The organism is Flavobacterium sp. CFS9, assembly GCF_041154745.1.
Lineage (GTDB): Bacteria > Bacteroidota > Bacteroidia > Flavobacteriales > Flavobacteriaceae > Flavobacterium.
In genome coordinates, this window is the sequence record NZ_AP031573.1 from 2,382,436 (window position 1) to 2,397,594 (window position 15,159).

Genomic DNA, 15,159 nt, shown 5'->3' on the forward strand with positions numbered 1-15,159 from the left:
TTAAACATGCGCAATTTTACATGGAGTTTTTTAATGTTTTTTTGTTTAGTTTTTACTTCTTTTTCTCAAACAAAAAGTATTGAAAAAGGGACTTATTTTTCGACGAACCGAGGACAAAAAGTTAAATTAAATTTATTAGAAAATGGTAAGTATGAATTTATATTGTATTACGGTGATTACAATGTAAAGGGAGATTCATTAGTATTCTCTCAAAATAAAAGTGTAGAAGAAGGTTTTGATCTTGCCTTTAAAAACGATAAAAAGGCAAAAAAAATTAAAATAAAGTTTGTAGATCCTTCTTTTTATCCCTTTTATGTAGGAACACAAAAAGGAAGTGAAGCAATTCAATATAAAAAGCTTTCCGATATCAAGATTGAAACAGATCCGGAATGGAAGGATGCAGATACAGCATTTGATATTGATAAATGTGATTTTTTGTATTTGGCTTTAGAAGGTTATGATACCGAAACTAAACTTTATAAGTATGCTTTGCCAAAGGATGTTGCCGAAGTAATTATTAAATACAATTCGCTTACTGAGGGTGATTTAAAAATTTCCGGTCTCTGGGACAAGAAGACCAATCAACTCCGAATTTCAGATAAGGGAGGGAAGAATCCGTTGACTTTTGTAAGTGAAAAAGAACAGAAGCCGGAAGACAAAGAAGTAAAAGTTACCCCTCTTGAAAGTCTGAATATTCCTAACTGGACTTATCCGGGGAAAGATCCTGTAGTGGATGAAGATTTTAATATGGCCGTTGATACAGTTGCTACAGCTCCTGATTCTGCTTATGTTGTTGAAAAATATGATTTTAAATTCAAAATTCAAGACAATCTTAAAAGTGCTCTCGCGGCAACTGCAGCCGATAAAACTAAATTTTTGGTTGTGGCAGTTGATACTAAAAACCCTTCTGCAAAAAAGGATTTTGATACTTTTATTGAAAAACAGGAGTCCCTTTTGGGCGTTCATATGGCTACTGCTTATGACGCAGAAAATGATTCTTTTAATTTTTATCTGGCCAATGCCAATGATAAAAAATGGCTGAAGTCAGTTAAAATTACAGATGATAAAAGTCTGATTGTCTTAAATGAGAATGGAGATGTTTTAGCAAGTGCGAAATCTACATTGTCGGAGAAAGAAGCACTTTTTGATGTTTATTCGGATTTTGCGAGAGAATTAAAAAGCGTTGATACTTTCTCTTCACTTGGTAAAGCATTAAAAAATAAAAAGGTAACAGACGGAGAGCTGATTTCTGCATTTCGAAAATCAGTAGTGTCTTATGATTTTGGGACTTATGATGTAACGTATGCTCAAACTAATGAACCTAACGAGGGAGACTTTAAGTATGCCAGTACCAAGCTGGATATAAAAGAAGCAACACAAGCGTGGAAAAAATTAATTGAACAGCATCAAAAAGATGCAAAACCTAATCTGTATCTTGTAGAGACAATTTTGAAAGAAATCAAAAATCAGGGATTCTCCAGACAAGTTTCAAAAGTTGATAAAGTTTTAAACGATACTGATTTTCTTTCGATTGATTATTTAATCAAACATTATGATGCTATTGATGCAGAGCGTTTGGTGTACAATGAAAAAGAAGGAGAAAAACACAGTATAGGAAGTTTAAATCAGGAAATCTCAGGGGCTTTACAGCAAAATAAAAATATTGCAACAAATGAAACCCCGGCTACAGGTAATCAGGACAAAGCAATCTCGGTTTACAAAAAACTAATTACAGCCGGAAAAGGAAATTTTGAGACCTATCAGAACTATTTAGCTTATTTAGCCGAAACAGCTGAAAGCGATGGCTCTAATGGAACCTATTTGAAAGAATTCAATGCTTATTTTAATGCAAATCTGGGAGATAAAGGAAATGTAATTGAAAGACTGGATCAGATGTTTGGAGCATTAGGGACTGAATCTGAATATGGTTTCAATGGGTGGAACTGGTTTAAGGAATATCACTCTAACCTGTGTAATTCGGCAGCATGGACAGTAGTATCAAAACCCGGAAATACCGATTTTTTAAAATCAGCAATTGGATGGTCTGAGTACAGCCTTGCCGTTACAAAGAACAATCCTTATTATTTGGATACCCTGGCGCAGTTGTACTATAAAGACGGACAGAAAAACAAAGCAATTGAGACGCAAATTTTGGCCGCTAAATATCTGAACAGTGAGGTTGAAGAGCAGACAGCAGCTGAAATCAGAGAGACATTAACTAAAATGCAAAACGGAACGTATTAAAATAAATACTTCTTAATAGTAACAACCCCGACAGATTTTAGAAAACTGTCGGGGTTGTTTTTTTTTAGTTTTTAATTTTTACCAGTACGTTTATTGCATAACGATTTAGCGTTATTTTGTGGTCGTTAATTTTGCCATTGGCGCTTAAATAAGTAATCAGTATTTTGTACTTTGGCGTTTCGACCTCCTGCGTTATTTTCTTATCGTAAACATCCTTTTTCTTGAAATCCGCATTGCTATTAATAAAATCAATAATCTTTAATGGAATAATGTCCTGATTGATTTGTAAGTTTAGTCCATACTCTTCTACAGTAGAGGAAACCGAATAACTTTTGTTGTCGATTTTGATACAATCATGACATTCATAAGGGTTGTCGCTCCAGAGATCAATAGAAATGTCATATCCATGAATGTTCAGTAGTTTGTCTTGCTGGTAATAAAAAGAAAATTCATTATTGTCATCGTCTTCTTCACGGGCGTATTGGGATAGATATTCGTACCCCAGAGCCTCCATGATTTTATATTCACTTGGATTTTTATCTTTTTTAAGCAGTGCTTCCAGTTTGGTTTTGGCATACGGAATCATAATTTCAACTCCATAATTAGTTTCCAGAAAAGAAACAATACTGCTGAGGTCTTGCTGTTGGTCAAAATTCAGTTTCTTATCCGTTGTTTTTTGCATATAACTTTCAAAACGAGCTAACTGACTGTGTTTTGAAATCGAATTAGCGCTTTGTGGTCCTGCTATAGAAAACAATCCTGCCAGACACAAACTTATCGGGATGAATTTTATTTTGGGATGTTTTTGAATTAGAAAATAGGCTACAACAACAGATAACCATACAGACATTAGCAGTACATAATAGCGTTCATGTGTGAAACCATATAGATCGATTCGGTACAAAATAGCCCAAAAAAGCAATCCTAATAACGGAATTAGCAGAAAATAGAACCATCGATTAAAAGTTCGCATCCAAAGATTTCCCGTTTCGGCAGCAATAGGGTGAACCAATAAAAAGGATAGAATTCCGAAAACAGCAAACACTAAAACAAGATAGGAAACCCAGCCGACAGGTAGTGAAAGCGTCAGCAGAATTTTTGCTTCATAACAGATTAAAATCACCAAATAAAGACTGATTAAAGGCAGCAACACAAATTGAGTGAAGTTTTTAAGTCCTTTCGGGTAATTCAGAACCAAAGGAATCTGACTATCGTTAGTATCCGGAACACCGCTTAAAAAGAAAGTGGTATTGAAAATCCCGGCAATCACAAAAAAGACGTGTATGTAAATGCGATCGTAAAAGTCAATATTAAAAAGCTTGTCAATTGCTAAAATAGCCAATGCCAAACCAGAAAAAAGCACAATACTGTATAAACCTGCTGTTAAAATTCTTAGGAAAAGCTGTTTGTTGAATTCCCAAAACTCATCCTGATTGTAAGCTCTGGGCAGGAACCCTGCAAACGAAACCAACAAATGAAACACAATATTAAGGACAAAAAACTGCTGTATTTCGACATCTGTGGTATACTTGTGGAAAGTATTAACGAAAAGAAAGACAAGTACCCCCAGACCAAGACTAATGGAAAAACGAAGGAGATTACTTTTTTTGAAAGCTAAAAAAAACAAACTGACAGAGAGGAATAAAACCAGACTCAGGGAGCAGCTCATTAAAGCTTTTTCATAGATTTCTTTGTTGGGACTGCTATAATTTGCCTCACTAAGTATGATGGCAAAAACGGTTCCTAAAATGGCGGTTCCTATTTCTAATGGAAATCGAAGAACGGTCTTCAGTGTTGCGTTCAGGACGTTCTGTAACGATGGAAGTTTACTCATTTTTTTTATCAGTTATACCAATTGTAATTTTATTTCTACTGTTATTTTCTGGTATAATACCGATATAGTATGAAAATAGTTAGACTATATTGAATACATAATCGGTATTATTTTGTACTAAGGAAGGTAAAATGCGAGAGATAAACAAATAAAAATAGTAATGCTAAAAAAAGAATACTGCCATTTTGCTGATTTTGCATTTCGGTAATGTTTAAGAGCCTGAGCCGCTTTTTATTCTCTATAAATCACTAAGTTTGGAATACTAAATTTAAACGTATGAAAAATAAAATGATGCTCGTTTTGATTGCTTGCGGAGGAGTAGTTTTTTCGCAGGCAGTTAAGAAACCTTTAGTTTCGGCAATTGCGGCTAAAGATTTAAAAACCGATATGTATCAGATGGCCGGTGATCATTTTAACGGTCGTGAAGCAGGAACTTTAGACGAATTAAAAGTCTCAATGTGGCTCGCCAATAAAGCCAAAGAAGCCGGAATGGCTCCGGCAGGTGATGATGGAACTTATTTTCAGTTTTTTGATTTGTACAGGCATCAGGTGACACCTAATACAAAGTTTAAAATTGGACAAAAAGAATATAAACTGTGGAAAGATGTTCTGGTAGCAGAAACCACCAATATTAAAGTTGACGCACCATTGGTTTATTTAGGTGCAGCCACAAAAGAAGCAATTGAAAAAGCGGATATTAAAGGAAAAGCAGTTGTACTACTGGCATCCAAAGAAGGAATAGCGGATGATATTTCGCTTTTCGACAGACGTTATCCGGGTTTGGTTCGAAACAAATATTACGATCTTGTGGTAAAAAAAGGCGCAACAGCTCTGATTATGGTTGCCGATGAATTAGCAGAACAAAGCTGGTCTCAGGTTGAACCGCAAATGACAAGAGGAATTTATGGAATTGAAGGTTTCCGCGATAAAATTGGGGCTACAATGCCAGTTTTTTGGGTTCATAATGATCAACTGGAATATTTGAAAAACACCAAAGATCTGTTATCAACCGAAGTGATTTCAGAAACGTATAAATATCCTTCGGTAAACGTTGTAGGTAAAATTGAAGGAACAGATCCTAAACTGAAAAACGAATATGTCCTTTTTAGCGGACATCAGGATCATGATGGTGTAAGACAAAAATACGGACAGGACTCTATTTATAACGGAGCCGATGACAATGCCAGTACTTGTGTGGCCATGTTAGCAATTGCAAGAGCGTATAAAAAGCAACCAGGAAAAAGAACTTCCTTATTTGTTTTTCACGGTTCGGAAGAGCGAGGTTTGTTAGGTTCCAGATGGTATGCGTCGCACACTACAGTTCCTGAAAAAGATATTGTTGCCGTGTTAAACGGAGATATGATTGGAAGAAATAATGTCAATCAGGCAGCTCTTTTAGGCTCAAGTTCTCCTCATGAAAATTCATCCGATTTAGTTGCAATTGCGAAAAAAGCAAACGACGAGGGTCCTAAATTTGATTTGGACAAACTTTGGGACAGACCGGAACATCCGGAGTACTTTTATTTTCGTTCCGACCATTTGCCTTATGCAAGAAGAGGAATTCCATCTGTTTTTTATACCAGTGTTTTGCACAGTCAATATCATACACCAATGGACGAGTCTGAAAACATTGATTTCGTAAAATTGCACAAAATGACCGAATGGATCTACCGTACAGGCTGGATACTATCGAATGATGCGGGTCGTCCTAAGACATTACCAAACGTACAATTAGAACGATAAGGATGTTTATTCTTAATCAATTCAGATGCAGATGACACGGATTCGCTATCGCGAAAACGCTGAAAAAAACGGATTTAACTAGATTGTTATCGATTTATGGAAAGCAAAAGTTTTAGGAGATAAAAAAAGAAAAAAATCCGTTATCATCCGTTTTGGAGTAAAACGTTGATTTTTCAAATGAAGTCTCTCGTTATAAAACATTATCAGGTGTACAATTAAAGAGATGGAATAAAATAAAAAGACCGACTTCTATTTAGAAATCGGTCTTTTTTATAGAGAATAATTAGTTGTCAAAAATCTAACAATCTAACGATCTAAGTTTGTCTAATGATCTTAAGAGATCTACAATCCAAATTCCGCTTTTACTTTATCAACGAAATCAAGTTTTTCCCAGGTAAACAATTCAACAGTAACTGTTTTTTCGTTTCCACCAGGAGCAGAGAAAGTTTTAGTTACAGTTTCCGGTTTACGTCCCATGTGTCCGTAAGCAGCCGTTTCACTGTAAATAGGGTTTCTTAATTTCAAACGCTGCTCGATAAAGTAAGGACGCATATCAAAGATAGCTTCTACTTTCTTAGCGATTTCACCGTTTGTTAAGTTTACTTTAGAAGTTCCGTAAGTTTCAATGAAAATTCCCATTGGCTCAGCAACTCCAATTGCGTAAGAAACCTGTACTAAAATCTCATCAGCAATACCAGCTGCTACTAAGTTTTTAGCGATATGACGTGTTGCATAAGCCGCACTTCTGTCTACTTTACTTGGATCTTTTCCTGAGAATGCACCACCACCGTGAGCACCTTTTCCACCGTAAGTATCAACAATAATTTTTCTTCCTGTTAAACCGGTATCTCCGTGAGGTCCTCCAATAACGAATTTCCCTGTTGGATTGATATGGTAGTTGATTTTATCGTTGAATAAATGCGCGTGCTCTGGGTTTTTAGCAATGATTCTAGGGATCAAAATTTCGATAATATCTTTTTTGATTTTAGCAAGCATAGCCGCTTCTTCATCAAAATCATCGTGTTGGGTTGAGATTACAATGGCATCAATACGAGTTGGTTTATTATCGTCACTGTACTCTAAAGTTACCTGTGATTTTGCATCAGGGCGTAAATAAGTGATTTCCTTATTTTCACGTCTTAGAATAGCTAACTCCTGTAATAATTTATGAGACAGGTCAAGTGCCAATGGCATGAAGTTTTCAGTTTCGTTAGTTGCATAACCAAACATCATTCCCTGGTCTCCGGCACCTTGCTCTTCCGGCTTAGCTCTGTCAACCCCTTGATTAATATCTGCTGATTGCTCATGAATTGCTGAAAGAATCCCGCAAGAATTTGCCTCAAACATATATTCGCTTTTAGTATATCCAATTTTACGGATTACTTCGCGGGCAATTTGCTGCACATCAAGATAAGTATTCGATTTTACTTCACCAGCTAAAATTACCTGACCTGTAGTAACCAGAGTTTCACAAGCTACTTTTGAGTCAGCATCAAATGCCAAAAAATTATCAATTAATGCATCCGAAATTTGATCTGCAACTTTGTCTGGATGCCCTTCACTAACAGATTCTGACGTAAATAAATAAGCCATAATAATGTATTAAATTAAAATTAAGCGAGAAAAAATAATTGCTAAAAAGGGCTAAAGGAGAATTTCTGCTTTAGCATTTTTTACTACCGAAATAAATGTTTCAGTACTCATAACGAACCGTTTCATTATGAAGAGGTTGCAATCAGTTCAAATTTTTCCTCTGTATTCGCGTGCAAAGGTATAAAACCATTTTGATTTGCAAATTAAACTTTTCATTTTTTTGATTTTAGAAGCAGAAATTTAACATATCATACTATTTTGATAGGGTAATAGAAATTATTTCGGTTTTTGTTTGGTCGATTAAAAAATAGTTCGCAAATTTGCCCCATCAAAATAAAACAAAAGATGAAATTAACGATTTGCAATATGTCATGTATGATGCCGGAGCCTTCCGCAGAGACACTGTTGTAGTTTTTTTTAAGAAATATACATAAAGAACCTCTGCCGCTCGCAGGGGTTTTTTTTGTTTCAAAAAGGAACCGGATTGTAAATCACTTTTTAAGTCAGAAAACAATATAAAACCAGAAAAAAGTAATGAAAAAGAATGTAGTAGTAGCTTTAAGTCTTTTGACCTTTTCGGGCATTTATGCACAGGAGAATAAAAAAGAACAAGACAGTTTAAAGAATAATGAATTGACTGAAGTGACCATTGTAGGGTCGCGTAGTAAAAACAGAGTAAAAACAGATGTGCCGGTACCGGTCGATGTTTTTAATATTTCGGAAATAACAAAAGGAGCGCCGCAAACCAGCGTAACTCAAATTTTAAATTATGTTGCCCCTTCTTTTACCAGTAACGCAACTTCTACAGCAGATGCAACAGATCACGTTGATCCGGCACAGTTAAGAGGTTTAGGACCGGATCAGGTTTTGATTTTGGTAAACGGAAAACGAAGACATACAAGTTCATTAGTAAATATTAACGGTTCACCGGGAAGAGGATCTGTAGGAACAGATTTAAATGCGATACCTTCATTTGCTATTGAAAGAATTGAGGTTTTGCGTGACGGTGCAGCAGCTCAGTACGGTTCAGATGCTATTGCAGGAGTTATTAATATCGTATTGAAAAAAAATGCCAACTATCTTTCAGGAGGGATACAGTATGGGACTAACTTATCATCGGGATCCAATAATTTCAAAGGAGGGGCTGATGGTCAGAATCTGCAGGTTGATTTAAATTACGGAACTTCTTTAGGTAAAGCAGGGAGTTTCCTTAATGTTACCGGTAGTGCTGTAACCAGACAGGCAACAAGCCGTGCAGGAATTAGAAGCAATCCTATTTTTAATGCTTACAATGCCGTTGAGAACAGAGCGGCTCAGAACGGTGTGAATATTAATTCATTCTTCAGTAATATTAATAGCACTCCAAATTCAACGCAAATTCTGAATTCGCTGAAACAGTATGCGCCACAGGTAGGTTATTTTACACCGGCACAGCAAAATGCTATTGCTTCGGCGAGCACTATTGCTCAAATGCAAACTGCTTTGAATTTTGACGTAACTAATAATGAACTTGCGTACAGAGGACAGGAAAGAAGCGATTACAACATGAGTGTAGGTCAGTCCGAATTGGCATCTGGGCAATTGTACTATAATACAAAGTATCCGTTAACCGAAACAACTTCTTTATATTCATTTGGAGGTTTATCTTATAGAAATGGTAAATCGTATGCTTTTAACAGACTTCCAAACGGTTCAGGAACTTTCACACAAGTATATGAAAATGGATTTTTACCGGAAATAGAATCTTCAATCTTAGATGCTTCTGCAGCAGTTGGAGCTACGACACAATTATTCGGTTTTGATACCGATATCAGTACAAACCTCGGGACAAACTCTTTTAAATATGATGTAAACAATACTATTAATGCTACTTTGGGAACCAATTCGGCTTCGAGTTTTTATGCCGGTAAAGTTTCGTTTTTGCAAAGTACAACCAATTTAGATTTAAGTAAAAAATACGATGTTTTAAACGGACTGAATGTTGCTTTTGGTGGGGAATTCAGATACGAAAATTACGAGATTCAAAAAGGGGAAGAAGCTTCTTATGGATTGTATGATACCAATGGAAATTTGGTTAATGGAATTTTGCCAAGTAATTCACCTTTAATTGTAACCGACTTTTTTGGAAATAAAAGAGGAGCCGGAGCACAGGGATTTTCAGGATTTCAGCCTTCAGATGCTAAAGTAAAAGACAGAAAAAGTGGTGCAGCTTATGTAGATTTAGAATTGAATGCAACAGAGAACTGGCTTCTGAACGGAGCAGCGCGTTACGAGAACTATTCTGATTTCGGAAGTACCGTTACCTTTAAACTGGCGTCACTTTTGAAATTAACTGACAATATCAACTGGAGAATTTCAGGGCAAACAGGTTTTAGAGCACCTTCATTACAGCAAAAATATTTTGAAAGCAGTTCAACTCAGTTCATAAACGGTTCACCATATCAGGTTGGATACTTTACAAATGATTCACAGGCAGCCAAAAGTATTGGAGTTGAAAACTTAAAAGCGGAGAAATCAAAAAGTATCAGTACTGGATTTACATTCAAGATTCCGGAAGCTAATATCACTATTGCAACAGATGCTTATTTTACCAGAATCGACGACAGAGTGGTGTTAACCGGACAATATGCAAGACCAACAGATGCACAGATCAATGCAGCAACATCGCCGGAACAAAAAGATGCGTTAACTCTATTTCAACAGGCATTTGACTTAAAAGGTGTGGAAAGAGCTTCGTTTTGGACAAACGGAATCAACTCAGAAACCAAAGGGATCGATGTTGTAATTTCACATAAATACAATGTTATTCCTGATTTCACAATCAGAAATGATTTTGCGTTGAGCTATAATACAACCAAAAGAGTTGGAGAATTAAATGTTCCTCAATCTATTATTAATGCGGGTGGAGAGCCTTATAAATATTCGTTTTTTCCGGAGTCAAGCAGAATCTATTTAGAAGAAGCCATTCCAAAATTGAAAGCAAATTTGACGACTACGTTTAGTATTAAAAAACTGGATATTTATTTAAGAAACAGTTATTTCGGAGCGGTTACTGATCCGGGAGCAACGGATGTAAATTTAGACGGATCATCTTCTGTTTACGAGCATCCGGAATACAGTGCTAAATTGGTTACCGATTTGTCTTTCGGATACCAAATTAATGAGAAATTCAGATTTACAGTTGGATTCAATAATATTGGTGATGTTTATCCGGACCGAAACAATCCAGCAACACCTGCCTTTACCAATACAACACCAACTTTATCGCCTGCGCCAAGTACAGATTTAAGCAACGCTAATCAGTTTGCTTATTCCAGAGCTGTATCACAATTTGGATTAAACGGAAGATTTGGTTTTGCCAGATTGAGTTTTAAGTTCTAAGACCATAATACCAGCCACAGATTATAAGGATTAAACAAATTCTTGTTGCCAAAATAATCATTTAAATCCCTTAATCTGTGGCTATTTTTTATTTTTTCACGAGTATAATGCTTGTATTTACAAGGGGTGAGAAAATTTTTATGCAAAAAGTCATTTTTTAATTTGGCAGTTAAGAAAATACTTATTACATTTACTCTATAGAATTAGTCGAATTAAAAAAAGCAATTAATTTTAAATAAAATAAAAATGAAAACAATAGCAAATAGTATGATGATGTGTTGTGAGATGATGCAAATGTGCATCCCAAATTGCTATTACCAAAAGTGAAAGAGTAAATCTTTGTTATAGTTAGAACTATAAGCCCTTTTGGTCGCCATCCGAAAGGGCTTTTTTAATTTCGAAACTAAAACAAGTATTATGAAAACACTACATATAGTATTAAGAGAGATTTTATACCGATTGAAAACCGATTACAAACGATTTGCAGATGCAGTTAAAAATAGAAAAGCGAATACAGCTAAAATAAAAGGAGAGCTTTATTCGAGTGAATCAAATTCTCTGCTTTTCCAAATGTACCTGCACGAAGAAGAAGACCTTTTTATTTGAGATAAAAAACAACTCTAAAATATAATAATAAACCAAAAGCTATAAACAACACCTAAAACTAAGAAATTATGAGCACACAAAAATTTGCCACAAATGCGCTACACGCAGGACACGATGTTACTAAAAATGCAGGAACCAGAGCAGTTCCAATTTACCAGACATCATCGTATGTTTTTAACAATTCAGATCATGCAGCCAACTTATTTGGTCTTGCCGAAGCCGGATTCATTTACACCCGATTAAATAACCCTACAAATGATGTTTTGGAGCAGCGTCTTGCAGCACTTGAGGGTGGAATTGGGGCAGTAGTTACAGCCTCAGGAGCTTCCGCAATTTCCACATCTTTATTGACTTTACTAAAAGCAGGAGATCATATTGTAGCTTCTAATAGTTTGTATGGAGGAACATACAATTTATTGAGCGTAACTTTACCGCGTTTAGGGATCACAACTACCTTTGTAGATCCGTCAAAACCTGAAAATTTTACTAAAGCTGCCAAAGAAAACACACGGGCATTTTTTGTGGAATCTTTAGGAAACCCAAAATTAGATGTGCTTGACCTGAAAGCGATTTCAGCGGAGGCCAAAAAATTTAAAGTTCCTTTTATTGTAGATAATACAGTAGCTACTCCTTATTTATTAAACCCGATTGCTTACGGAGCAGATATTGTCATTCACTCCCTTACTAAATATATTTCAGGTAACGGAACCTCATTAGGAGGAGCCATTATCGACGCCGGAACTTTTGACTGGGCGAATGGTAAATTTCCTGAATTCACAGAACCTTCACCGGGATATCATGGTTTAGTGTATCATGAAGCTTTAGGAAATGCAGCTTTCATAGCAAAAGCCAGAATCGAAGGCCTGCGTGATTTTGGAGCAGCTTTGAGTCCGTTTAATGCTTTTCAGATCATTCAGGGATTAGAAACCCTGCCAATCCGAATTCAAAAACATAGCGAAAATGCTTTGGCTTTGGCTTCCTGGTTAGAAAAACAGGAAGAAGTAGCCTGGGTAAATTATCCGGGTTTAAAAAACAATAAATACTACGATCTGTCGCAACAGTACTTGCCAAAAGGTCAAAGTGGTGTCGTTACCTTCGGATTAAAAGGAGGTTTTGAAGCAGCTAAAAAAGTAGTCGATGAAACGAAATTATTCTCACTTCTGGCTAACATTGGTGATACAAAATCATTAATCATTCATCCGGCCAGTACAACGCACCAGCAATTGTCTGATGCGGAACAATTAGAAACGGGAGTTTCAAAAGATCTGGTTCGACTTTCCGTTGGATTAGAAGATATAGAAGATTTAATTGCTGACTTGCAGACTGTTTTTGCAAGCGTGACCGAGTCACAATACAGCATTAATAAAAACTAGGTTTTTTTGTTTTTTGTTTGAAAAATTGCCTTTAGCAGCGTGAGTTCTGCTAGAGGTGATTTTTTATGAAAAGCAAACCAATATAAAAATTTTAAACCTTATAGGTATTGAGGTTTAATGTAGAGTGCTACAGTGTACTTAAAATGGGTATAAGGTTTAAAAATTAAAAAATAAAATTATGTCAAAGCTTAAAATAAATATCATCCTTTTTGGAATTGGAAATATAGGAAGTACTTTGATCAATCAAATTATTGAAAGTCAGGAGTTTTTCCTTAAAAGTAAAAATATCGATTTTCACTTTCCGATTATCACTAATTCAACTGTAGCCTTTTTCGAGAAAGAAGGGGTAGGATATGCCTGGGAGACCAATTTCCTCGAATTGGCTGTTCCTTTTAAGGTGCAGGATATTATTGAATTTGCCAAAGAAAATGAATTTGAAAATTTAATCGCTGTTGATGCCACCGCGAGCGATGAGTTAATACATCACTACAACACATTAATCGAAAACGGATTTAATATTGTAGCGGTAAATAAAAAAGCCAATACACTGCCGATTGATTTATACAAAGAGATCAGATCAAATCTTAAAAAGTACGACAAAGAGTTTTTGTATGAAACCTCAGTAGATACCGGATTCCCGGTTTTACAGACTTTAAGAGACTTGTATTATTCAGGCGAAAAGATCACAAAGATTCGAGGTGTTTTTTCAGATAATCTGAGTTATGTTTTTAATCGTTTTGCTGCCGAAGAAACAACCTTCTCTTCCTTATTAAAAGATGCGAGTTTACTCGGATTAATGCGTTCCACCTTTAAAGAAGATTTATCCGGAAATGATACAGCCAGAAAGCTACTGATTCTCACGAGGGAAATTGGAAAAGATTTTGAGCTGTCAGATATAAAAATTAATTCCCTTATTAATGAAGAGCATCTGGAGCAAAACGGCATTCTGAATAAAGAGGCAATTGACCGATCGTTTAAGATTGCTAAAATTAGTCAGGCAGATGATCATGTACTGCGATACGTAGGAGAATTTGATGTGGTAAAAAATACATTAGAAGTCAAACTGGTCTCAGAACCTGTTACTTCAGCAATAGGTCAGTTGAAAGGATCAGATACCATTTTCGAAATTTATACACAATCTTATGCTGCGGTTCCAATTGTAATTCAAAGTGCTTCGGCTTGTAAACAAGCTATTTCCAGAGGAGTGATTACAGATATTTTAAAAGTAGCCGAAAAGATCAAAAACAAAGAAGCAGTCTGGTTGTAAGTGGTTTTGAAATACTAGTAAGTGGTTCTTTGATATAATGAAACAGAAAAGTTTTTAAGTTATTTTTTGTAAGATTTATCTTTTAAATGTTGATATGTTAATTTTGTAAGATGTTTTTTAACCTAAAAAGGGCGCTTTTTAACGTTTTTTGGGATTAATTTATTGAGTCTCACTTGCATAATTGATAAAATATTCGCAAATTTGTAAGACTTCAAAGCTAAAGAAGAAATAATTTAGTATTCTGAATGAAAGTTACATCGATGGGAGCAAAAGTTTTGTCCTCAGTAGATTTAAAAAAGAGTAGATTAGAAATATTTCTAAAGTTTAAAGAAGTTTATTAAAATAGAAAAAATGCAAGAATTTTTTAAAATAGCAATTAAGTCCCAGATGAATAAGTCCCTACAGATGAACAAGATGTTTAACGTCGCACGTATTTGTGTATGCGTCTGTTGATACTAAAAGTATATATAAGTTGTAAAAAACTTGAACCCTTTTGGTATTAAAAATCCAAAAGGGTTTTTTTATTCCATTTGGTTACGATAACAAAGAAATAAACATAAAATAAAGATAATAACACGCAAACTAACATAAACTTAAATGTCATGAGCACAATAAACTACCTAACAAAGACTTTTTCAGCATTGAAAAACATCAGAGCTAAAAGAAACAATGCACCGCCAACAAATGAATTGACCGATTCAAGATTCGGGGTGACTGAAACAAATAAAAAAGCGGAGAAAAAAAATCCGGATTCATTATTGTTTTTGATGTATTCAAAAGAAAATGAAACGCTTTTTATTTAAATCTAAAAGCATCATAAAATAGAGGGAAACCTGCTTAATTTTACTGGGCAATTTGTTCGGTAATTTTTTGCGTACACTAGTTTTTGTTTGAATTATGTTTAAGAAATTGAGGAATCAGTTTCGATAAAATTTGTTTGTTTGAGAAATTAGTAGTTAATTTGCACCTTTAAGTTCAAAAACGTATTGAAATGTTATAAAGAAAGGAGGAGGGATTAGACCCGATGAATCCTTAGCAACCCTTCGTTAAATCGAAGAAGGTGCTGCATTCTACCACGCCTAAACGTGGAAAGATAACAACAAGAAATTTTCTGGTTT

9 protein-coding genes and 1 riboswitch are annotated in these 15,159 nt (G+C 35.3%); of the genes, 7 read left to right on the top strand and 2 right to left on the bottom strand.

Going from position 1 to position 15,159, the window contains the following annotated elements; genetic code table 11:
- The first annotated feature begins 6 nt into the window (after positions 1-6).
- Positions 7-2,244, top strand: coding sequence for a hypothetical protein (locus ACAM30_RS10460; RefSeq protein WP_369618435.1), 2,238 nt, complete (start codon positions 7-9; stop codon positions 2,242-2,244).
- Positions 2,245-2,308: 64 nt separating this feature from the next.
- Here the strand turns inward: ACAM30_RS10460 and ACAM30_RS10465 are convergent, their stop codons facing one another.
- The gene (locus tag ACAM30_RS10465) at positions 2,309-4,078 is read right to left on the bottom strand and encodes a DUF4153 domain-containing protein (RefSeq protein WP_369618436.1); all 1,770 of its coding nucleotides are present in this window, start codon (positions 4,076-4,078) and stop codon (positions 2,309-2,311) included.
- Between the two features lie 276 nt (positions 4,079-4,354).
- Between ACAM30_RS10465 and ACAM30_RS10470 the strand changes: the two genes are divergently transcribed.
- The gene (locus tag ACAM30_RS10470; protein WP_369618437.1) at positions 4,355-5,821 is read left to right on the top strand and encodes a M28 family metallopeptidase; all 1,467 of its coding nucleotides are present in this window, start codon (positions 4,355-4,357) and stop codon (positions 5,819-5,821) included.
- A 342-nt stretch (positions 5,822-6,163) separates the two neighbouring features.
- On the opposite strand, the gene metK is transcribed toward ACAM30_RS10470, so the two are convergent.
- Positions 6,164-7,414, bottom strand: a complete 1,251-nt coding sequence (gene metK, locus ACAM30_RS10475; RefSeq protein WP_369618438.1) for a methionine adenosyltransferase — start codon at positions 7,412-7,414, stop codon at positions 6,164-6,166.
- A gap of 534 nt (positions 7,415-7,948) precedes the next feature.
- Between metK and ACAM30_RS10480 the strand changes: the two genes are divergently transcribed.
- The 5 genes from ACAM30_RS10480 to ACAM30_RS10500 all read left to right on the top strand — a co-directional run bounded on the left by ACAM30_RS10480 (position 7,949) and on the right by ACAM30_RS10500 (position 14,844).
- Positions 7,949-10,795 carry a TonB-dependent receptor plug domain-containing protein gene (locus ACAM30_RS10480; RefSeq protein WP_369618439.1) on the top strand — a complete coding sequence of 949 codons (2,847 nt, stop codon included), beginning with the start codon at positions 7,949-7,951 and terminating at the stop codon, positions 10,793-10,795.
- 417 nt (positions 10,796-11,212) lie between these two features.
- A complete protein-coding gene (locus ACAM30_RS10485; protein WP_369618440.1) occupies positions 11,213-11,401 on the top strand; it encodes a hypothetical protein in 189 nt (62 codons plus the stop codon).
- 68 nt (positions 11,402-11,469) lie between these two features.
- A complete protein-coding gene (locus tag ACAM30_RS10490) occupies positions 11,470-12,774 on the top strand; it encodes an O-acetylhomoserine aminocarboxypropyltransferase/cysteine synthase family protein (RefSeq protein WP_070905885.1) in 1,305 nt (434 codons plus the stop codon).
- Between the two features lie 178 nt (positions 12,775-12,952).
- Positions 12,953-14,041 carry an aspartate kinase gene (locus tag ACAM30_RS10495; protein WP_369618441.1) on the top strand — a complete coding sequence of 363 codons (1,089 nt, stop codon included), beginning with the start codon at positions 12,953-12,955 and terminating at the stop codon, positions 14,039-14,041.
- A 602-nt stretch (positions 14,042-14,643) separates the two neighbouring features.
- A complete protein-coding gene (locus ACAM30_RS10500; protein WP_369618442.1) occupies positions 14,644-14,844 on the top strand; it encodes a hypothetical protein in 201 nt (66 codons plus the stop codon).
- Positions 14,845-15,032: 188 nt separating this feature from the next.
- Positions 15,033-15,141: riboswitch (SAM riboswitch) on the top strand.
- The last annotated feature ends 18 nt before the right edge of the window (positions 15,142-15,159 follow it).